Raw genomic sequence first — 20827 nt, forward strand, 5'->3', positions numbered from 1 at the left:
GACGGTACGCCTGGGCCGCCTGACGCCCTACAGGATCGGCAGCATCCGACCGAGGTCCGGCACGGCGTCGGAGGTGTAGCGCGGGTGCAGCGCGACGGCCAGCTGGTCGACGTCGTACTCCTGGCGGCCGGCCGCGAGACGGACCCAGAGCCGGGCGTCGGCGATCTCCAGGCTCCAGCCGCCACGCGCCACGACGATGTCGAGCAGGGCGTCGGCGACGAGCCGGAGCGCGCCCGGGTCCACGGGATCCGGTCCGCGCCTCACCGACTGCGCCAGGTCGTCGGCGTGCACCACCAGCTCCAGCACCCGTGACACCGTCATCGTGCTGAGCAGCACCGGACCGCGGCGAGCCTGCACCACGAGGTCGTCCGGACCCAGCTCGTCGAGCGTCGCGAACGCCGCCCGGGCGCGGGCGTCGACCTCGGCCAGCGGGTCGTGCGCGATCTCCACGGCCAGCGTGCGGGTGGTCTCCGCGATGTCCGCGGCCCGGTCGGCGTACGTGCCGACGTACTCGCCGAGCGTCAGCGGGACCGTCCCCTCGGGCAGCGGCACGCACACCGCGAGCGCCTCCATAGCGCGGCCCAGGTGCGCGACGAGCTCCGCGACCGTCCAGCCGTCGAGCACGGAGGGGTCGCCGGCGACGTCGTCGTCCACCACGGTGGTCACCCAGGTCCGCAGACGGTCCCACTGGGCGTGCAGGGCGGTGCGGGCGTCGGCGAGCTCTCCGGAGGACATGGCGCCCATCGTGCCCGCCGGACGGCCCCGGCGCGCGTCCCGTCCCAGAACGGCTACCGCCGCTGCGCGCCCTGCTCCAGGAACTCCTGCACGAAGGCCCCCACCCGGTCCTCCTCGATGAGGAAGCCGTCGTGGCCGTAGTCCGAGTGGATGGTGTGCAGCGACGAGTCGGGGATGCCGGCCGCGATCCGCTCGGACTGGGCGGGCGGGAACAGGCGGTCGGAGTCCACCGCGATCACGAGCGCGCGCGCGGTGACCGACGCGAGCGCGGCGCTCACGCCACCCCGGTCGCGGCCGAGGTCATGCGTGACCATGGTGCGCGTGAGCACGACGTAGGTGTTCGCGTCGAACCGTCGGCTCAGCTTGTCGCCGTGGTGGTCCAGGTAGGACTGCACCGCGAACCGTCCCCCTTCGAGGGGCTGCTCACCGCCCTGCGGGATGCGCCCGAACCGCTCGTCCAGCTCCTTGGCGCTGCGGTAGGTCTGGTGCGCGATCTGCCGGGCGAGGCCGAGGCCGACGTGCGGCCCCTCGCCGTCGGCGGCGTCGTAGTAGTCGCCGTCGCGGTAGCGGGGGTCGGCGCGGATGGCGGCGAGCTGGGTGTGGAACCCGGCGATCTGGTCGCCGGACGTCTGCGCGGCCGTGGCGATCGCGGCGATTGACTCGACCCGCTCGGGGGCGCTCGCCGCCCACTCCAGCACCCGCAGGCCGCCCAGGGACGCGCCGATGACCAGTGCCCACGCGTCGATGCCGAGCAGGTCGGACAGGCGGACCTCCGCGGCGACCTGGTCGCGCACCGTCAGCAGCGGGAAGCGGCTGCCCCAGGGCTTCCCGTCGGGTCCCGGCGACGCCGGTCCGGTGGAGCCCTGACAGCCGCCGAGCACGTTGGGGGCGACGACGAACCAGCGGTCGGTGTCGATCGGCGCACCGGGTCCGACCATCGACGACCACCAGCCGGGCGTCGGGTGCCCGTCGCCCGCCTCGCCGGTGACGTGCGAGTCGCCGGTCAACGCGTGCAGCACGAGCACCGCGTTGGTGCCGTCCTCGTTGAGCTCGCCCCACGTCTCGTACGCGAGCCGGACCGCCGGCAGGCGACCGCCCGACTCCAGCTTGAGCGGCCCGAGGTCCGCGAACTGCCGACGCCCGACCGGGTCGCCGTCGTGCCAGGCGGCGCTCGCGGGGACGGGCGGACGGTCCGCGGGCGTGACCCGGGACCCGAGGGTCCGGGGGCGGGCGGGGGTGAGCGTGAGGTCGGGCACGGCGTTCCCTTCGGGGTGCGCCGCCGACCCCGTCGTGGGGTCCGACGGGGTCGGCGGCGTCGTACTCATGCTCGGTCAGGCACCCTTCGCGGCGCGGAACCCGGCGTCCAGGTCAGCCAGGATGTCATCGATGTGCTCGATGCCGACGGCGAGCCGGACCAGGCCGGGCGTGACACCGGAGAGGGCCTGCTCGTCGGGCGTGAGCTGGCTGTGCGTCGTCGAGGCCGGGTGGATGACGAGCGAGCGCACGTCGCCGATGTTGGCGACGTTCGAGTGCAGCTCGAGCGCGGACACGAACGCCTGACCCGCCTCGGTGCCGCCCTCGAGCTCGAACGCGAGCACCGCGCCGGCGCCGCGGGGCGAGTACTTCAGCTGAGCGGCGTGCCACGGGCTCGACTCCAGGCCGGCGTAGTGCACGGTGCCGACGTCCTCGCGCGCCTCCAGCCACTCGGCGACCTTCTGCGCGTTCTCGACGTGCCGCTCGACCCGCAGCGACAGGGTCTCGATGCCCTGCGCGATGAGGAACGCGTTGAACGGGGAGATCGCCGAGCCGAGGTCGCGCAGCAGCTGCACGCGGGCCTTGAGGATGAAGGACAGGTTGACGCCGAACGCGCCGCCGACGCCGAGGTCCCGCGCGAACACGAGGCCGTTGTACGACGGGTCGGGGGTGTTGTAGTTGGGGAACCGCTCGGGGTGCTGCGCGAAGTCGAACGAGCCGCCGTCGACGATGACGCCGCCGATGGCCGAGCCGTGTCCGCCCAGGTACTTCGTCGCCGAGTGCACGACGATGTCCGCGCCCCACGTCAGCGGGTTGATCAGGTACGGCGTCGCCACGGTGTTGTCCACGATCAGCGGCACCCCGGACTCGTGCGCGACACCGGCGACGAGCTCGATGTCGAGGATGTCGGCCTTCGGGTTCGGGATGGTCTCCGCGAAGAACAGCTTGGTGTTCGGCTGGACGGCGTCCTTCCACGCCTGCGCGTCGTGCGGGTCGCTGACGAACGTCGTCTGGATGCCCAGCTTGGGCAGCGTGTAGTGCAGCAGGTTGTACGTGCCGCCGTACAGCGACGGGCTGGCGACGATGTGGTCACCGGCCTCGGCGATGTTGAGGATGGCGAGCGTCTCGGCCGCCTGGCCCGACGAGACGAGCAGCGCACCGACGCCGCCCTCGAGGTCGGCGATGCGGTTCTCGACGACCTCCTGCGTGGGGTTGCCGATGCGCGTGTAGATGGGGCCGAGCTCCTTGAGCGCGAACCGGTCGGCGGCCTGCTGCGCGGAGTCGAAGACGAACGACGTCGTCTGGTAGATCGGCAGCGCGCGGGCGCCCGTCGTGGGGTCCGCGGTCTGGCCGGCGTGGATCTGGCGGGTCTCGAAGTTCCAGCTCTCGTTGCTCACGGTTCAGCGCTCCTCGTGGAAAGACAGTCGATGGGGGCTACAGCCTTCGCGGAGGGGCCTCGGGCAGCCGACGTCCGTCCCGCGGAGGGGGTGGAGTGGCGCACGGATCGAGCCATGGCTCGGGCGGGAGTCGAGGCCGCCGTGGTGGCGACCTGCCCGCGGGCACAGCCGAGCGTGCGCTGGGTCAGCGACACATTCGGCGGGACATGGGCTGAGAGTAGGCCGGACCGTCCGACGACTGAAACAGACGTCTCAACAAATGGACATGTCGCTTCTCATCAGGCGTCATTGCGGCGAACGGGTGATCTCTGCGTGAACCTGTCCGGTTCCTCCCAAACAACAGTGATGTGACTCGTGGGACTGGTGTGACACGTGTTCTCTTCTGAGGTTTCCGCCGGTAGCGTCCCCCGGGAACGGCCGCCGAAGGCCGGTCATCGAACGTCGGGGAGGGCGTCCAGGTGAGCCGAAGCACGACCATGCGCAGGGCCTCGCGGGGCCTCGTCGCCGGCGCGCTCGTCGCCACCCTGCTCGCGGCAGGCGCGTCCAGCGCGCTCGCCGACCCGACGCCGCCCTCCGCGCAGGACGTCCAGCGCGCCCAGGGCGCGGTGCGGTCCGCCGAACGCTCCGTCGCCTCGATGGAGGTCCGCCTCGCCCAGCTGAGCGCCGAGACCGACGCCGCCGAGCTCAAGGTCCAGCAGGCCGGCGAGGCGTACAACCGCGCCGTCGTCGACGCCGACGCGGCCCAGCAGGCCTCGGACGACGCCGTCGCCCGCTCGACCGAGGCGGCCGCCACCGCCGAGGAAGCCCGTCGCCAGCTCGTCGCCATCGCCCGCGAGGTCGCCCGGTCCGGCGGCTCCACCGACCTGCTCCAGGCGCTCCTGTCCGCCGACGGCTTCCAGGACGTCGCCCGCCGCAGCACCGCGCTCGACCGCATCAGCGGCAAGGCCGACGAGGCCGTCCAGGAGTACCGCGCGACCCAGCTCGTCGCCACGACCCTCGCCGACCGTGCCACGGAGGCCGCCGCAGCCGCGAAGGACGCCAAGGCCTCCGCCGCCGACGCGCTCGCCTCCGCCGAGAAGGCGCAGACGGACGCCGCCACCGCGCTGACCGCCGCCGCCACCGAGCGCGACAGCCTCATCACCGCCCTCGCCGCCGCCCGCCAGACCAGCGCCGAGGTCGAGCGCGCCCGCCAGGACTTCGTCGACCAGCAGCGCCGCGAGCGCGAGGAGGCCGCAGCCCGCGCCGCTGCCCTGCGCCCGGTCGTCGCGCCGCCGACCAGCACCGCACCCCCGGCCTCGGGTGGCGGGACCGTCGCACCCCCCGCGTCCGGTGGCGGGACCACGACACCGCCTGCGTCGGGTGGCGGGACGACGAACCCGCCGCCCGTCGTGACGAACCCGCAGCCGCCCGTGGCGCCCCCCGTCACGGCACCGCCCCCCGCACCCGCGCCGTCGGACCCCTACGGCCTCGGCACCGGCCGCTCGCGCGGATCGGCAGGAGGCGGCGCCGCGGCGCTCGCGTGGGCGCAGACGAAGACCGGCCTCCCGTACATCTGGGGCGGCGTCGGCCCCGACGGGTACGACTGCTCGGGCCTGTCGATGAGCGCCTGGCGCACCGCCGGCGTCAATCTCGCGCGCACGACCCGCGACCAGTACAAGCAGGTCCTCAAGATCAGCTACAACGACCTGCGCCCCGGCGACCTCGTCTTCTGGTCCACCGACCCGAAGAACCCGGACGCGATCTACCACGTCGCCATCTGGGCCGGCGGTGGCCAGATCATGGAAGCCTCCAAGCCGGGCGACCCCCTGCGCACGACGTCGATGCGCTGGGGCAACACGATGCCCTTCGCGGGCCGCCCGTAACCCCTCCCAACCCACAACGTCCGCCCTCCAACGGGTCCCACCCCGCACGAGCGCGGACGCAACAGCAGTCGCTGGCGCAACGTCCGCAGTCCGGCGGGTTCCGACCCGACCGAGTGCGGACGTTGGCGCCTTGTCTTCCTGGGCGTCGGGGAGGTCAGGGGGACCAGCCCGCTCGGCGGAGGGCGCGCTCGACCGCGTCCAGGTGCTGTGCCGGATCGAGGCGTAGACCGAGGCTCGGGATCCGGAGCACCGTGTCGCCGGCGAGGGCGATCTCGTTGTGCCGGAGGCTGTCGTCGATCCATCGGGCGGGTTCGAGATGACCGATTCCGTCGATCTCGACGACCACCCGCCAGCGTCGCCACCTGACGTCGAGGTAGGACGTTCCGCGCGGTGAACGCATCACGGCCTGCCGGTCGGGTTCGGGCAACCCACGAGCGCGGCAGTGAGCAGCGAAGTCGAGCTCGTTGAGGGAGTGCACCCCGCCGGCGACGTCCCGAAGGACGGCGCGGAGGAGTGCACGGCGCTTGTCCCGCCGGATCCTGTCAAGAACGGCTCCGACGGCGTCGACCGTCGTCAACCGCTGCTGCACCGCGGCGACCAGCAGGAGCGACGCCTCCCGGTCGGTTCGCGCCCACAGCGCCGCCTGGATGGTCGCAACCTCGGGTCTCGCCCGTGGGACGCCGCTGGTCAGCACGTCCTCGTCCCGCCACCTGCGGGTCTCGTGCACGCGAACCCCTGCCGGTGGAGGGACCGGGTGCGACGACTTCGGCGCCGCGACGTGGACGTGCCCGTCGTCGTCGATCCCTCGGAGTCCCGCTGCGATCAGTGCCGTGAGACCCGCGAGTGCTGCCCGCGGCCTCGCTCCGCCCGCTGCCCGCGGGGCGCACTCCAGGACGCTGAGCCACCAGTCGACCGGCTCACCTGGCTGCGGGGGCGCGACGGAGAGCGTGCTCCTGCCGACCGGCCGCCAACGGTCCGCGACGACCTCGGCTTCGAGCTGCGCGGCGGTGACGCCCAGCCCACGGATCTGCGGACGCGTGAGCAGCCCAGCCTGTGCAGCGGCGTGCGCTGCAACCCGCGCGCGCCGGTCCACACGCACTCGTCGATCCGATGCCATGTCGGCACCTTCGCGTCCCCACCCACCGCAAGTGATGCCACGTCCCACACCTGTGGACCGGACAGCCAGCTCACCCCACCTGTGGACGGCTCACAACGTCCGCACTCGAGTGGGCCCCAACGAGCACGAGTGCGGACGCTACGGGAGGTGATGCCACAACGTCCGCACTCCTGCAGGTAGGAACCTGCTCGAGTGCGGACGTTGGGGTAGGTCAGTGGTTGTAGTAGTTCGTGTCGATGGCTCGCTGGCGGCTGCGTTCGATCTCGGCCTCCGCCTCCGAGCGGCCGACCCAGTGGGCGCCCTCGACGGACTTGCCGGGCTCCAGGTCCTTGTAGACCTCGAAGAAGTGCTGGATCTCCAGGCGGTGGAAGTCGGACACGTCGTCGATGTCCTGACGCCACGCGGCACGCTGGTCACCCGTGGGGACGCACAGCACCTTGTCGTCGCCGCCGGCCTCGTCGCGCATGCGGAACATGCCGAGCGCGCGGGCGCGGATGAGGCAGCCGGGGAACGTCGGCTCCTCCAGGAGCACCAGGGCGTCCAGCGGGTCGCCGTCCTCGCCGAGCGTGCCCTCGATGAAGCCGTAGTCGTCGGGGTAGCGGGTCGAGGTGAACAGCATCCGGTCGAGACGGATACGCCCCGTGGCGTGGTCCACCTCGTACTTGTTGCGCTGACCCTTCGGGATCTCGATCGTGACGTCGAACTCCACAGTGCTCCTCCGCCCCACGTCCGCGGCCGGCGGTCGCGACACTTGTCGTCATGCGGCGCGCCGGAGTGTCAGGGGCGCCCTTGTCTCGGACAGTAGTCTGACGCACCGCGGGACGGGGCGTCCCACCGGGGAACGAGCGGGGCGGGGTGACGATGACCACAGCGGCGAGAGTCGTCGGCGTCAGCGCGCTCGTCCTCGTGCTGGCGGGCGGGTCGTACGCGACGGCGGACGCGTACGACGTCGTCCCGGGGATGGTCACGCTCGCCGAGGTCCCGCCGGACCCGCTGCCGTTCCCGACGGCGCCGGGCGCGGTCGAGCCGGCGGACACGGTGCCGGCGCTGCCGGACCTCGACCCCCAGGCACCGCTGCCCGCGGCGGCGACCGTGCAGGCGCTCGTCGACGGGCTGGTGAAGGACCCGCGCATGGGCGCGAGCGTCGGTGTGGTGGTCGCGGACCAGCTGACGGGGGACGTGCTCGGCTCGCACCTGCGGCAGGACGGTCGCACGCCGGCGTCGACGGCGAAGCTGGTCACGGCCGTCGCCGCCCTGAGCACCCTCGGCCCGGACGTGACCTTGCCGACGAGCGTCGTGCGCGGCTCGGGCGCCAGCATCGTGCTCGTCGGCGGCGGCGACATGATGCTCGCGGCGGGTGCGGGCGACCCGACGGCCGTCGTGGGGCACGCCGGGCTGGCCGACCTCGCGGCCCAGGTGGCCAAGGAGCTGCAGCTCGAGGGCGCGACGACCGTGAGCCTCGGCTTCGACGACTTCCTGTTCAGCGGGCCGACGCTGAGCCCCACGTGGAACCCGGCCGACGTGGCCGCAGGGTTCGTCGCACCGGTGACACCGCTCGCGGTGGACACCGCGAAGATCAAGCCCGGCGAGTACCCGCCCCGGTACGCCGACCCGTCGCTCGCGGCGGCGAACACGTTCGCGCAGCGGCTGGCGGAGGCCGGGATCACGGTCGACGGCACCCCACGACGGACGTCGAAGCCGGAGGGTGGTCGGGAGATCGGCGTCGTGCGGTCGGCGCCGCTCGACGGCATCGTGCACCACTTCCTGGACACGTCGGACAACGCGATCACCGAGGTGGTGAGCCGCCTCGTGGCCATCGACCAGGGGCTGCCGGCGTCGTTCGATGGCGGCACGACCGCCGTCCTGCACGCGGTCGACGTGGCCGGCGTCGACACCGCGGGTGCGCAGCTGTCCGACGCGTCGGGGCTGGGGGCCGGGTCCGTCCTGCCGCCGGACCTCCTGCTCGGGCTGCTGCGGCTGGCGACTGACCCCGCGCACGGCGTGCTGCGGGACGTCGCGACGGGCATGCCGATCGCAGGTCTGACGGGCACGCTGAGCGACCGCTACTCCCAGTCGCCCGCGCGGGGGCTGGTGCGGGCGAAGACGGGCAGCCTGCCGCACGTGACGTCGCTGGCCGGCACCGTGCTGGACGTCGACGGGCGTCAGCTGGTGTTCGTCGTCCTCGCGGACGCGACCCCCGACGGCGGCCAGTGGGGGCCCCGCGCGGCCATCGACTCGTTCGTCACCGCGTTGTCCGGGTGCGGCTGCGGTTAGTTTGACTCGGTGGACACCGCCGAAGGACCTGTCGACTGGGAGCTCGCCACCCGCATCGCCGGCCGGCTGGCCGCGCCGGGGCCGGTGGCGGACCGCGCGGAGCTGACCGCGCTCGTCGACGAGCTCCGTGACGCCGCCGGCCGGGCGGCTGTGCACGCCGCGGCGATCACCGGCCTGGCGGCGGCGGACGGGACCGCGCCGGAGCAGGTCTCCACGGTGCTGGTGGTCGACCGGCCGCGCTGGGCCAAGGCCAACGCCGAGGTCTTCGCGGCGATGACCGGTCCGCTGAGCGCGACGTCCCCGTCGGCCACGGCGCGCGCGGGTGCGGCGGTGCAGGTCGGTGGGGTGCTGGCGCTCCTGTCCGGCAAGGTGCTCGGCCAGTTCGACCCGTTCACGACGACCGCCGACGGCCGCGGTCGGCTGCTCCTCGTCGCCCCCAACGTCCTGCACCACGAGCGCCGGCTGAAGGTCGACCCGTCCGACTTCCGCCTCTGGGTGGCGCTGCACGAGCAGACCCACGCGCTGCAGTTCGCCGCCGCGCCGTGGCTCGCGGACCACCTGCGCACCCGGGCGGCCGAGCTGCTCACCGACCTGGCCGCCGACAAGGCGCTGGTCCCGCGGCTGGGGGAGCTCCTGGGGGCGGTGACGCGCGCGGTCACGGGTGGGCCCGACGACGGGGTGGGCGTGCTCGACCTGCTCTCGGCGCGGCAGCGGGAGGTGTTCGAGGAGGTCGGCGCGGTCATGGCCCTGCTCGAGGGCCATGCGGACGTCGCGATGGACGAGGTCGGCCCGCGGGTGGTGCCGAGCGTGCGCACGATCCGCAAGGCGTTCGAGGCGCGACGCGACGAGGCGGCCCGGTCCCGTGGCGTGGACCGCGTGCTGCGCAGGCTCCTGGGCCTCGACACCAAGCTGGCGCAGTACCGCGACGGCGCGGCGTTCGTCCGGGCCGTGCGCAAGGACGTCGGCCTCGACGGGCTGAACGCGGTGTGGACGTCGCCGGACCACCTCCCCGTGCCGCAGGAGATCGTCGACGCACGCGCCTGGGTGCGACGGGTGCACGGGTGACCGGTCCCGCTCGCGAGGTGGCGGCGGTGCGCTCGGCGGTGACCGCGGCCGTCGCCGGCCTGCCGCCGGACGCGCTGGTCCTGGTCGCCTGCTCGGGCGGTCCGGACTCGCTCGCGCTCGCGGCGGGGGCGGCGTTCGTCGCGCAGCGGTCCACCCGGACGGGGACGCCGTGGCGCGCGCTGGCCGTCGTCGTCGACCACGGGCTGCAGGACGGCTCGGCACAGGTGGCCGACGACGCAGCGGCGGCATGCCGGGACCTGGGCCTGGAGGTGGTCGTGACCCGCGTGGAGGTGGACGGTCCGGGCGAGGCGGCCGCGCGGGACGCCCGCTACGCAGCACTCGACCTCGTCGCCGACGAGCTGGGCGCCGCCGCGGTCCTGCTCGGGCACACGCTCGACGACCAGGCCGAGACGGTGCTGCTGGGCCTCGCGCGCGGGTCGGGCGCGCGGGCGCTCGCGGGCATGCCGGCGACGCGCGGACGGTTCCGACGACCGCTGCTCGGGCTGCGCCGGGCCGACACGGTGGCCGCCTGCGCCTCCCTCGGGCTGGTTCCCTGGCACGACCCGACGAACGACGGCTCGCACGCCGACGCGTCGCTGCGCAGCCGGGTCCGCAGCGACGCGCTGCCGACGCTGGAACGGGTCCTCGGCCCCGGCGTGGCCGAGGCGCTGGCACGGTCGGCGACGCAGCTGCGCGACGACGCGGACCTGCTCGACGCGCTCGCGGAGGACCTCCTCGTCGCCGCACGCACGGCGGACGGCCTGGACGTCGGAGCCCTGCACGCGGCCCCGCCGGCGCTGCGCACCCGCGCCCTGCGCTCGGCCGTGATCGCCGCGGGGAGCCCGGCCGGCGCCCTGACCCGGGCGCACGTCCTGGCGGTCGACGCGCTGGTCACGGACTGGCACGGGCAGGGCCCGGTCGCCCTCCCGGGCGGGATCGCGGCCGGGCGGGCGTGTGGCAGGCTTGCCCTGGGCACGGCCCCCGCGTAGCGCGGTCACGGGCACGGTCACGGGCGGATCAAGAGGAGCAACTGCGGTGGACCCTGCGGACATGGGCGACGACCTCGAGCGGGTGCTGCTCTCCGAGGAGCAGCTGCACCAGCGGCTCGACGAGATCGCGGCGCAGATCGACGCCGACTACGAGGGCAAGGACCTGCTCCTGGTGGGCGTCCTCAAGGGTGCCGTGATGGTGATGGCGGACCTCGCGCGCCGCCTGCACTCGTCGGTGCAGATGGACTGGATGGCGGTCTCGTCGTACGGCTCGGGCACCAAGTCGTCGGGTGTCGTGCGGATCCTCAAGGACCTCGACGCGGACCTCACCGGCCGGCACGTGCTCATCGTCGAGGACATCATCGACTCCGGCCTGACCCTGTCGTGGCTGCTGTCCAACCTGCGCTCCCGCGGCCCGGCCACGGTCGAGATCGCGACGATGCTGCGCAAGCCCGAGGCGTCCAAGGTCGACGTCGACGTCCGGTACGTGGGCTTCGACATCCCGAACGAGTTCGTCGTCGGCTACGGCCTGGACTACGCGGAGAAGTACCGGAACCTGCCGTTCGTCGGCACGCTCGCTCCGCACGTCTACGGCGCCTGAGGTCGAGTGCGCCCTCGGTGAACACGGTCGGTCCCGCCCAGGTTCCCCGTGTAACTTCGAGGCCACCTGTCCCGCGAGCGGAGGTTGAGGGGCTCTGCCCCGATCGCCCATGAACGTCAAGCGACTAGCCCGAGGCCCCATCCTGTGGGTCGTCATCGCCGTGATCCTGCTGTACATCGGCGCGTCCACGCTCGCCGCCCCGAAGATCAGCAAGATCGACACGTCGGACGGCATGACGCTGATCGCGGACGGGAAGGTCGAGCAGGCCAAGATCACCGAGGGCGTCCAGCGCGTCGACCTGACGCTCGCGGAGGACTTCGTCAAGGGCGAGGACAACCTGGGCAAGCTGGTCCAGTTCAACTACGTCGTCCCGCAGGGCGAGACGGTCGTCACCGCCATCGCGGACGCCGACCTGGACGAGGGCTACACCTCGGTCGTCCCGCAGACCGCGTGGTGGGCGAGCCTGCTGAGCTTCATCCTGCCCCTGATCATCATCCTGGCGATCTTCTGGTTCCTGATGTCGAACTCGCAGGGCGGCGGCTCGCGCGTCATGAGCTTCGGCAAGTCGAAGGCCAAGCTCGTCAGCAAGGAGTCCCCGCAGGTCACGTTCTCGGACGTCGCGGGTGTCGACGAGGCGGTCGAGGAGCTCCAGGAGATCAAGGAGTTCCTCGCGGAGCCGGCCAAGTTCCAGGCCGTCGGCGCCAAGATCCCCAAGGGTGTCCTGTTGTACGGCCCTCCGGGCACCGGCAAGACGCTGCTGGCCCGTGCGGTCGCCGGTGAGGCGGGTGTCCCGTTCTACTCGATCTCCGGCTCGGACTTCGTCGAGATGTTCGTCGGCGTCGGTGCCAGCCGTGTCCGTGACCTGTTCAACCAGGCCAAGGAGAACGCCCCGGCGATCATCTTCATCGACGAGATCGACGCCGTCGGCCGCCACCGTGGTGCCGGCATGGGCGGTGGGCACGACGAGCGCGAGCAGACGCTCAACCAGATGCTCGTCGAGATGGACGGCTTCGACGTCAACGCGAACGTCATCCTCATCGCGGCCACCAACCGCCCCGACATCCTCGACCCCGCGCTCCTGCGCCCGGGCCGGTTCGACCGTCAGGTCGCGGTCGACCCGCCCGACCTCAAGGGCCGCGAGCGGATCCTCACGGTGCACTCGCAGGGCAAGCCGATGGCGCCGCACGTCGACCTGAACGTGGTCGCACGACGGACCCCCGGGTTCACGGGCGCCGACCTGGCCAACGTGCTGAACGAGGCGGCGCTGCTCACCGCCCGGACCGGCCAGCAGACCATCACGGACCACACGCTCGACGAGGCGATCGACCGCGTCATCGCGGGACCGCAGAAGCGCACGCGGATCATGAACGCCAAGGAGATCAAGATCACCGCGTACCACGAGGGCGGTCACGCCCTGGTCGCGGCGGCGCTCCGGTACACCGACCCGGTCACCAAGGTGACGATCCTGCCGCGTGGTCGCGCGCTCGGGTACACGATGGTCATGCCGACCGAGGACAAGTACTCGACCACCCGCAACGAGCTGCTGGACACGCTGTCGTACGCCATGGGCGGGCGCGTCGCCGAGGAGCTCGTGTTCCACGACCCGACGACGGGCGCCAGCAACGACATCGAGAAGGCGTCGGCGACGGCTCGCAAGATGGTCACGCAGTTCGGCATGAGCGCCCGGCTCGGTGCGATCCAGCTCGGTCAGGCCTCCGGCGAGGTCTTCATGGGCCGCGACATGGGCCACGGGCGTGACTACTCCGAGGACATCGCCGCCTCGATCGACCTCGAGGTGCGTGCACTGATCGAGCGCGCGCACGACGAGGCCTGGGAGATCCTGGTCGAGTACCGGGACGTGCTCGACGCCCTGGTGCTGGAGCTGCTCGAGAAGGAGACCCTCAACCAGGAGCAGCTGGCCACGATCTTCGCGCCCATCACCAAGCGCCCGCCCCGCCAGGTCTGGCTGTCCAGCGAGCAGCGGGCCGTCTCGGAGCGTCCGCCGGTCATGACGCCCGCGGAGCTGGCAGCGCAGAACGGCCACCCGATCATCCCCGAGGACGAGGCCGCCGAGGCCTTCGGGCACCCGTCGGAGCAGATCATCGAGGTCCCGCCGTCGCAGACCCCGGACGCGTAGGGGCGGACGTGAGCACACAGCAGGGTGACGGCATCGGACCGGTCACGTTCACCGGCGCAGCGGTGGGCGAGTACGACCAGGACCGCGTCGAGGCCGCCATCCGTGAGCTGCTCCTCGCGGTGGGGGAGAACCCCGACCGCGAAGGGCTGCGGGAGACCCCGGCGCGGGTCGCTCGGGCGTACCGGGAGATCTTCGCGGGTCTCTACCAGGAGCCCGGCGACGTCCTGACCACCACCTTCGACATCGGCCACGAAGAGATGGTGCTGGTCAAGGACATCGAGGTGTACTCGACCTGCGAGCACCACCTGGTGCCGTTCCACGGGGTTGCGCACGTGGGCTACATCCCGGGCACGGACGGCCGCATCACGGGTCTGAGCAAGCTCGCCCGGCTGGTCGACGTGTACGCGCGCCGGCCGCAGGTGCAGGAACGCCTGACCTCGCAGATCGCCGATGCGCTCGTCGCCGAGCTGCAGCCGCGCGGCGTGCTGGTCGTGGTCGAGTGCGAGCACCTGTGCATGTCCATGCGCGGCGTCCGCAAGCCCGGGTCGCGCACCGTGACCTCCGCGGTCCGGGGCCAGATGCGGGACGTCGCCACCCGGGCAGAGGCCATGAGCCTCGTGCTCGGCCGCTGACGCCCTCGTCGGCACCCCCTAGGCTCGGCACCGTGACTGGCCCCTCCCCCCTCCCGGCCCGGTTGCACGGGCCGAGGCGCGCCCTCGTCATGGGCGTCGTCAACGTCACCCCGGACTCGTTCTCGGACGGTGGCCGCTGGTTCACCCCCGGCGCCGCGGTGGCGCACGGGATGGAGCTGGTCGAGCAGGGGGCGGACCTGCTGGACGTCGGCGGGGAGTCGACCCGGCCGGGCGCCCGCCGGGTCGCCGTCGACGACGAGCTGGCCCGGGTCCTCCCGGTGATCGAGCAGCTGGTGGCCCGCGGGGCGACCGTGAGCATCGACACGACGCGCGCGGTGGTCGCGCAGGCGGCGGTCGAGCGCGGCGCCTCGATCGTCAACGACGTGTCGGGCGGCCTGGCCGACGACGAGATGTACGGGGTCGTCGCGCGCACCGGCGCGGTGTACGTCGCGATGCACTGGCGCGGGCACGCCGACGTGATGGACGAGCTCGACGACTACGACGACGTCGTGACCGACGTGCGGCGCGAGCTCGCTGCGCGGGTCGCGGCGCTGCGGGCAGCCGGGGTGCGCGACGAGCAGGTGGTGCTCGACCCGGGTCTCGGCTTCGCGAAGGCGGGGAGCAGCAACTGGCCGCTGCTCGCGCGGCTGCCGGAGCTGGTGGCGGACGGCTTCCCGGTGCTGGTCGGCGCGAGCCGCAAACGGTTCCTCGGCCACCTCCTGGCCGGCCCGGACGGCGAGCCGGCCCCGCCGCTCGCGCGGGACCGGGCGACGGCGGCGGTCTCCGCCCTGGCGGCTGCGGCAGGAGCCTGGTGCGTGCGGGTGCACGAGGTGGCAGGCTCGGCCGACGCGGTGCGGGTGGCGGCCGCGTGGCGGCGAGGGCAGAGCGCGGGGGGGCCGGACACCGACGACGAGCTGGCCGTGGACGAGGACGCGAGAACCGGAGGGAGCACGCGGTGACCATGAACGACGAGAGCCGTCAGGACGCGCTGGACACCAGCGGGCGCCGGCTCGACCAGATCAGGCTGTCGGGCATCACGGCGATGGGGTACCACGGCGTCTTCGAGCACGAGCGCCGTGACGGGCAGACGTTCGTCGCGGACGTCGTCGTCCACCTCGACACCCGGCGGGCCGCCGCGCGCGACGACCTGGCGCACACCCTGAACTACGGCGAGCTGGCGGAGCAGGTCGCGGCCGTCCTGTCCGGGGAGCCGGTCGACCTGATCGAGACCGTCGCGGAGCGCATCGCGGCGACGGTCCTGGCGTCGGGCATCGTGCAGGCGGTCGACGTGGCGGTGCACAAGCCGCACGCGCCGATCCAGGTGCCGTTCGGGGATGTGGTCGTCGCCATCCACCGCGACCGCACGAAGCTGCCGGCAGCGGAGCCCTACGTCGCCCGCCCGGTCACCGAGCCGGAGCCGTCGTCACGACCGGTCCCGACGTCGACCGCGACCTTCCCCGTGACGACGGCCCCCGGAGCGCCTGTCGTCGCGTCCGGTGCCTGGTCCGACGTGCCCGCTGCGGCGCCGGTCGTCGCGTCCGGTGCCTGGTCGGACGCGGTCGCCCCCGCTCCGGGTGGGTTCTCGCAGGGCCCCGACGGGCCGTCGACCGAGCTGGAGCCGGTCCCGGTGGGCGAGGCCCTCGTCGTCGGCGAGGTCGTCACCGACTTCCTCGACCAGGAGCCCGACGGGCCGGTCGAGGTCGTGCTGGCGCTCGGTGCCAACCTGGGACCGGCGCAGGACACCCTCCGGGACGCCGTGACCGACCTGGCACGCACCCCCGGGATCGAGGTGCGCGACGTCTCGGCGCTCGCCCGCACGTCCGCGGTGGGTGGGCCCGAGCAGTCCGACTACCTCAACGCCGTCGTCCTGGCGTGGACCACGCTCGCCCCGCGCGTGCTGCTGCGCGCCACGCAGGCGATCGAGCTCGCGCACGGGCGGGAGCGGCACGAGCGGTGGGGCCCGCGCACGCTGGACATCGACATCGTGCTGTACGGGTCGGTGCTCGCCGTGACGGACGACCTCGAGCTCCCGCACCCACGGGCGCACGAGCGTGCGTTCGTGCTGCAGCCGTGGGCGCAGGTCGACCCGGACGCGGTGCTGCCGGGGCTGGGCGGGGGACCGGTCGGCGCGCTGGCCGCGACCGCACCCGACCGCGACGGCGTCCGCTGGCTCGCGCTCGACTGGCTGACCACCGCGATCCCGGCGGTCAGCGGCGACACCGGGGCGGTCCCGGCGGGTCCGGAGGCCCAGGACACGTGATGCACCGCACGCGCTGGCAGACGCTCCTGCTGGTCACCGCCACCGCGGCTGCCGTCACGTGGATCGTGCTGCGCGCGGTCGCGGGCCGCGGCGGGATGCTGCCGTCCGTCCCGCCGCTCGTGGTCGCGGTCGAGCTGCTCATCGCCGGGATCGTGTTCTCCATGGGCTGGGCCGTCCGGCAGTTCCTGCGCGGCAAGCGGCCGTTGCTGAACCCGATCCGGGCGGCACGCACGGCGGTGCTGGCCAAGGCGTCGTGCTACACCGGAGCCCTGCTCGCGGGGTGGTACGGCGGCCAGGTGCTGGCGCTGGTCGGGGACCTGAGCGTGCCGGGGAACGGGTCGCGAGCGATCGCCGCCGGCATCGCGACGGCCGGTGCCGTGGTGCTCGCCGTCGTCGGTCTGGTCGTCGAGTGGTTCTGCCGGGTGCCTCCGCCCGAGGGTGGGTCGGAGGTGGCGCACGAGCGACCTGCGCCGGATCCCAGCGCCCCCTGAGCGGGTGGAAGGATGGCCCCATGACCTCCGACGCCGTCCCCGGCACCCGCGAGCCGTTCGACCCGACCGACGTCACCTGGACGCCGGTGTCGAGCAGGCTCATCGGGGCGCGCCTGACGGTCACGGCCATCGTGCTCGGCCCGGCCCTCGCGCTGCTGGTGCTCCTGGCGGTGCTCGTCGGGGCGACCTGGCTCTGGGTGTTCCCGGCTGTCGTGGTGCTGCTCGTCGTCTGGATCCTCTGGCTGGTGCCGCGACAGGTGCGCGCCCTGGCGTACGCGGAGCGCGCGGACGACCTGCTCGTGCGCCGCGGCATCATGTTCCGCTCGCTCGTCGTGGTGCCGTACGGCCGGATGCAGTACGTGGACGTCAACGCGGGCCCGATCGCCCGGAAGTTCCAGATCGCGTCCGTCCAGCTCCACACCGCGTCGTCCGCGACGAGCGCGTCGATCGAGGGTCTCCCGCCGCACGAGGCCGCGCGCCTGCGCGACCGGATGGCCTCCCGCGGCGAGGCGCGGCTGGCGGGGCTGTGACGAGCACGCCCAGCACGCCCAACGCACCGGATGTCGACACCACCAGCGACGACGACGTCACCGGCTGGCGACGGATGCACCCGATCACCCCGGCGCTGAAGGGCTGGAAGGTCCTGGTCGCCGTGCTGGCGATCGGCTGGTTCCAGGCAGGCGAGAACATCGAGCAGGCCATCGACCTCCTGCACGGCCCGGCGTTCCTCGCGCTCATCGGCGGCTTCCTGCTGATCGGGCTCATCGGCTTCGGCTACTCGGCGGTCGCGTGGCGGGTCACCCGGTTCGCCGTCACCGACGAGGCCGTGCACCTGCGTACCGGCATCCTGTTCCGGCAGCAGCGCCAGGCGCGGCTGGACCGGTTGCAGGCCGTCGACGTGGTGCAGCCGCTGCTCGCCCGGCTGGTCGGTCTGGCCGAGCTCAAGCTCGAGGTGGCCGGCGGCAGCGGGTCGGCGGTGTCGCTGGCGTTCCTGCGCGAGGCCGATGCGGAGGCTCTGCGCGCCGAGCTGCTCGCGCTCTCGGCGGGTCTGCAGCGGCCGGGGGCGGCCGCGGTGCAGACGCCGGTCGACGGTGCCGAGCCGGACGGCGCGCCCGTGACGCCGGTGCCGTTCGAGGTGGCCCCCGAGCGTGAGGTCTACGACCTGCCGATGGGGCGGCTGGTGAGCGCGACCCTGCGCTCCGGGGCAGTGCTGGTGCTGCTGCTGGTGATCGCGGGCGCGATCACGCTGGCGATCGTCTCCCGGGACATCAGCGGCGCGTTCGTGCTCGTCGCGCCCCTGTTCGCCGGCGTCACGTTCGTGTGGAGCCGCATCAACCAGGGCGCCAACTTCCGCGCGGCGATCTCGCCCGACGGCATCCGCCTGCGGCACGGGCTGACGGAGTCGCGCGCGCAGACGGTGCCGCCCGGGCGGGTGCAGGCCATCCGGGTGCGGCAGGGTCCGCTGTGGCGCGGGCCGGACTGGTGGCGCGTCGAGATCAACGTCGCAGGCTACGGCCAGGGCGACCAGCAGCAGCGGGACACCGTGCTGCACCCGGTCGCGACGCGCGGCGAGGCGATGACGGCGCTCTGGCTCGTGCTGCCGGACCTGGGCGTGCAGGACCCGACGGCGCTCGTCGAGGCGGCCCTGACCGGCATGGACGAGGTCGGCGGGTTCACCTCGGCACCACGCCGTGCACGCTGGGTGGACCCCGTCGGATGGCGTCGGCACGGGGTGCGGGTGACCGAGCGGGCGCTGGTGACCCGGTCCGGCCGGATCTGGCGCAGCGTCGACGTGGTGCCGCACGAGCGCACCCAGTCCCTCGGGCTCGAGCAAGGACCGATCCAGCGTCGGCTCGGGCTCGCGTCGTTCGTCCTGCACTCCACGCCCGGACCGGTCTCGCCGCGCGTCAACCACCTCGACGCGGGGGTCGCTGCGGCGCTGCTCGACGAGCAGGCCGAGCGGGCCAGGACGGCGCGGGCGACCGCGACGCCGGAGCAGTGGATGCGGGCGGTCGGCGCACCGACGCCGACGGAGCCGGAGCCGGAGCCGACGTCAGCGGCGCCGACGGCGAACCCGGAGTGGGCGCCGGAGCCGACGTCAGCGGCGCCCCCGGCCACCGGAGCGGACGCGTGACCCCACCGGACCCGGCGAGCCGGCCGGGCCGGCTGGGTGTGGGCGTGGTCGGCTCGGGCCGGGTCGGCGCGGTCCTCGGCAGTGCGCTGCGCGCCGCGGGCCACCCGGTGGTGGCGGTCTCGGCCATCTCGGAGGCGTCCCGCGAGCGCGCGGCGACGCTGCTCCCGGGGGTCCCCGTGCTGGACATCCCCGAGGTCGTCCGGCGGTCCGAGCTCGTGCTCCTCACGGTCCCGGACGACGCGCTGGCGGACCTGGTGCGCGGGCTCGCGGACCTGGGTGCGTGGCAGGTGGGCCAGATCGTCGTGCACACGTCGGGGCGGTTCGGGGTGGACGTGCTGGCGCCGGCGCGTGCGGCGGGGGTCATCCCGCTGGCGCTGCACCCGGCGATGACGTTCACGGGCACGTCGCTGGACCTGGCGCGGCTGGTCGGCTGCTCGTTCGCGGTGACCGCCCCGGCGCCGGTCCTGCCGATCGGGCAGGCGCTCGTCGTGGAGATCGGCGGGGAGCCGGTGGTGCTGGCGGAGGAGGCGCGCGGGCTGTACCACGCGGCCCTCGCGCACGGCGCGAACCACCTGGTCGTCCTCGTCGCGCAGGCTGCGCAGGCGCTGGCGGCGGCGGGCGTCGCCGATCCGGGTCGCATGCTCGGTCCGTTGCTGGAGGCGGCGCTCGACGGTGCGCTGCGCGCGGAGTCGGCGGGCGGGTCGGGAGCGATCGCGGCGCTGACCGGTCCGGTGCGCCGCGGGGACGCCGGGACGGTCCGGGAGCACGGTGTGGCGCTCACCACGTTCGCCGCATCCACGGGAGCGGTGGACGTCGTCGCGGGATACCGTGCCCTGGCGCGCTCGGCGACCGGGCGGGCGTTGGCGGCCGGCCTGATCTCCCCGGCCGCCGCGCAGGAGCTGCTGGACGGCATCACCGAGGATGCCGGGGCGTTGCAGGTGGAGGACGGGCCGGACCCGCAGGAGGACGAATGACCACGCAGACCCACACGCCCACGCTCGTGCACACGCGCGAGGCGCTCGCGGCGGCTCTCGCGGTGCAGGACGTGCAGGCCGTGCCGCGGACCGAGGGGTACGCGGGGACGGCGCACTCCGCCCGCCCGCACCGGCGCGCGGTCGTGATGACGATGGGTGCGCTGCATGCCGGGCACCTGTCGCTGGTCGCGCGGGCGCGGGAGCTCGCCGACGCTGTCGTCGTGACGATCTTCGTCAACCCGCTGCAGTTCGCGCCGTCCGAGGACCTCGCGCGGTACCCGCGTGACCTGCAGCGGGACCTCGCGCTGCTGTCCGGGCCGGGCCTGCTGGGTCCGGACGACATCGTCTTCGCCCCCGGGCCGGAGGTCGTCTACCCGGACGGGGACCCGGTCGTGCGCGTGAGCGCGGGGGACATCGGGGACGTGCTCGAAGGGGTCAGCCGCCCGGGCCACCTCGACGGTGTCCTCACGGTCGTGCTCAAGCTCCTGCACCTGACGCGCCCGGGGGTCGCCCTGTTCGGTGCGAAGGACGCACAGCAGCTCGCGGCGGTGCGCCGGATGGTCCGCGACCTCGACGTGCCCGTCGTGGTCGAGGCCGCGCCGATCGTCCGCGACGCGGACGGGATCGCCTTGTCGAGCCGCAACGCCTACCTGAGCGACGACGAGCGTCGCCGGGCGCTCGGGCTCTCGCGCGCCCTGCTCGCCCGGGGCAGCGCCGACGAGATCCGCACGACCGCCCGGACCGCGCTCGCCGGGACGGACGTCGACTACGTCGCGCTGGTCGACCCAGTGACCTTCGCGGAGGTGCCCGCGGAGTTCGTCGGCGAGGCCCTGCTGCTGGTCGCGGCGACCGTCGGGACGACCCGGCTCATCGACAACGGGCTCGTGGAGGTGGGCGCGTGACGG

Annotated in this window: 19 protein-coding genes; 14 read left to right on the forward strand and 5 right to left on the reverse strand. The window is 73.6% G+C overall.

Annotated elements, in window-relative coordinates; all coding sequences use genetic code 11:
• Positions 1 to 27: 27 nt before the first annotated feature.
• From ASF78_RS12210 to ASF78_RS12220, 3 genes are read right to left on the reverse strand one after another with little or no spacing between them, the layout of a single operon-like run.
• Entirely contained in the window at positions 28 to 735 is a 708-nt protein-coding gene (locus tag ASF78_RS12210; RefSeq protein ID WP_056589485.1) for a maleylpyruvate isomerase N-terminal domain-containing protein, read from the reverse strand.
• Positions 736 to 788: 53 nt separating this feature from the next.
• Positions 789 to 2060 (reverse strand): homoserine O-acetyltransferase, encoded by a 1272-nt coding sequence (locus ASF78_RS12215; protein WP_082495014.1) that lies wholly within the window; start codon positions 2058 to 2060, stop codon positions 789 to 791.
• 6 nt (positions 2061 to 2066) lie between these two features.
• Positions 2067 to 3386, reverse strand: a complete 1320-nt coding sequence (locus tag ASF78_RS12220) for a bifunctional o-acetylhomoserine/o-acetylserine sulfhydrylase (RefSeq protein ID WP_056589488.1) — start codon at positions 3384 to 3386, stop codon at positions 2067 to 2069.
• Between the two features lie 458 nt (positions 3387 to 3844).
• Between ASF78_RS12220 and ASF78_RS12225 the strand changes: the two genes are divergently transcribed.
• Entirely contained in the window at positions 3845 to 5248 is a 1404-nt protein-coding gene (locus ASF78_RS12225) for an NlpC/P60 family protein (RefSeq protein WP_235518551.1), read from the forward strand.
• 154 nt (positions 5249 to 5402) lie between these two features.
• On the opposite strand, the gene ASF78_RS12230 is transcribed toward ASF78_RS12225, so the two are convergent.
• Both ASF78_RS12230 and ASF78_RS12235 read right to left on the reverse strand, forming a co-directional pair.
• Positions 5403 to 6365: a hypothetical protein gene (locus tag ASF78_RS12230; protein ID WP_156374150.1), complete on the reverse strand. Its 963-nt coding sequence runs from the start codon at positions 6363 to 6365 to the stop codon at positions 5403 to 5405.
• 211 nt (positions 6366 to 6576) lie between these two features.
• Positions 6577 to 7074, reverse strand: coding sequence for an inorganic diphosphatase (locus tag ASF78_RS12235; RefSeq protein ID WP_055916810.1), 498 nt, complete (start codon positions 7072 to 7074; stop codon positions 6577 to 6579).
• Between the two features lie 152 nt (positions 7075 to 7226).
• Here ASF78_RS12235 and dacB point away from each other — a divergent pair, with 152 nt between their 5' ends.
• The 13 genes from dacB (at position 7227) to panC (ending at position 20824) form a co-directional block, all read left to right on the forward strand.
• Positions 7227 to 8639 carry a D-alanyl-D-alanine carboxypeptidase/D-alanyl-D-alanine-endopeptidase gene (gene dacB / locus ASF78_RS12240; protein ID WP_056590827.1) on the forward strand — a complete coding sequence of 471 codons (1413 nt, stop codon included), beginning with the start codon at positions 7227 to 7229 and terminating at the stop codon, positions 8637 to 8639.
• A 9-nt stretch (positions 8640 to 8648) separates the two neighbouring features.
• Positions 8649 to 9704, forward strand: a complete 1056-nt coding sequence (locus ASF78_RS12245; protein WP_056589495.1) for a zinc-dependent metalloprotease — start codon at positions 8649 to 8651, stop codon at positions 9702 to 9704.
• On the forward strand, positions 9701 to 10693 hold the full coding sequence (gene tilS, locus ASF78_RS12250; protein WP_056589498.1) for a tRNA lysidine(34) synthetase TilS: 993 nt from the start codon (positions 9701 to 9703) through the stop codon (positions 10691 to 10693). Before ASF78_RS12245 ends, tilS begins: the two co-directional genes overlap by 4 nt.
• 46 nt (positions 10694 to 10739) lie before the next feature.
• The gene (hpt, locus tag ASF78_RS12255; protein ID WP_055916816.1) at positions 10740 to 11294 is read left to right on the forward strand and encodes a hypoxanthine phosphoribosyltransferase; all 555 of its coding nucleotides are present in this window, start codon (positions 10740 to 10742) and stop codon (positions 11292 to 11294) included.
• Positions 11295 to 11403: 109 nt separating this feature from the next.
• Positions 11404 to 13431, forward strand: coding sequence for an ATP-dependent zinc metalloprotease FtsH (gene ftsH / locus ASF78_RS12260; RefSeq protein ID WP_056589501.1), 2028 nt, complete (start codon positions 11404 to 11406; stop codon positions 13429 to 13431).
• Positions 13432 to 13439: 8 nt separating this feature from the next.
• The gene (gene folE / locus ASF78_RS12265) at positions 13440 to 14063 is read left to right on the forward strand and encodes a GTP cyclohydrolase I FolE (protein ID WP_369816328.1); all 624 of its coding nucleotides are present in this window, start codon (positions 13440 to 13442) and stop codon (positions 14061 to 14063) included.
• Positions 14064 to 14152: 89 nt separating this feature from the next.
• Positions 14153 to 15022, forward strand: a complete 870-nt coding sequence (gene folP, locus ASF78_RS12270) for a dihydropteroate synthase (RefSeq protein ID WP_082495015.1) — start codon at positions 14153 to 14155, stop codon at positions 15020 to 15022.
• A 2-nt stretch (positions 15023 to 15024) separates the two neighbouring features.
• Positions 15025 to 16323 carry a 2-amino-4-hydroxy-6-hydroxymethyldihydropteridine diphosphokinase gene (folK, locus tag ASF78_RS12275; RefSeq protein ID WP_056589507.1) on the forward strand — a complete coding sequence of 433 codons (1299 nt, stop codon included), beginning with the start codon at positions 15025 to 15027 and terminating at the stop codon, positions 16321 to 16323.
• Positions 16323 to 16814 carry a DUF3180 domain-containing protein gene (locus tag ASF78_RS12280; protein ID WP_056589510.1) on the forward strand — a complete coding sequence of 164 codons (492 nt, stop codon included), beginning with the start codon at positions 16323 to 16325 and terminating at the stop codon, positions 16812 to 16814. Before folK ends, ASF78_RS12280 begins: the two co-directional genes overlap by 1 nt.
• 20 nt (positions 16815 to 16834) lie before the next feature.
• Positions 16835 to 17344 carry a PH domain-containing protein gene (locus tag ASF78_RS12285; protein ID WP_056589513.1) on the forward strand — a complete coding sequence of 170 codons (510 nt, stop codon included), beginning with the start codon at positions 16835 to 16837 and terminating at the stop codon, positions 17342 to 17344.
• Positions 17341 to 18948, forward strand: coding sequence for a PH domain-containing protein (locus tag ASF78_RS12290; RefSeq protein WP_235518553.1), 1608 nt, complete (start codon positions 17341 to 17343; stop codon positions 18946 to 18948). Before ASF78_RS12285 ends, ASF78_RS12290 begins: the two co-directional genes overlap by 4 nt.
• Positions 18945 to 19922: a Rossmann-like and DUF2520 domain-containing protein gene (locus ASF78_RS12295; protein WP_056590831.1), complete on the forward strand. Its 978-nt coding sequence runs from the start codon at positions 18945 to 18947 to the stop codon at positions 19920 to 19922. The genes ASF78_RS12290 and ASF78_RS12295 overlap by 4 nt, the downstream gene beginning before the upstream one ends.
• Positions 19919 to 20824 (forward strand): pantoate--beta-alanine ligase, encoded by a 906-nt coding sequence (gene panC / locus ASF78_RS12300; RefSeq protein ID WP_056589516.1) that lies wholly within the window; start codon positions 19919 to 19921, stop codon positions 20822 to 20824. Before ASF78_RS12295 ends, panC begins: the two co-directional genes overlap by 4 nt.
• The last annotated feature ends 3 nt before the right edge of the window (positions 20825 to 20827 follow it).

Source organism: Cellulomonas sp. Leaf334 (assembly GCF_001424195.1).
GTDB lineage: Bacteria > Actinomycetota > Actinomycetes > Actinomycetales > Cellulomonadaceae > Cellulomonas.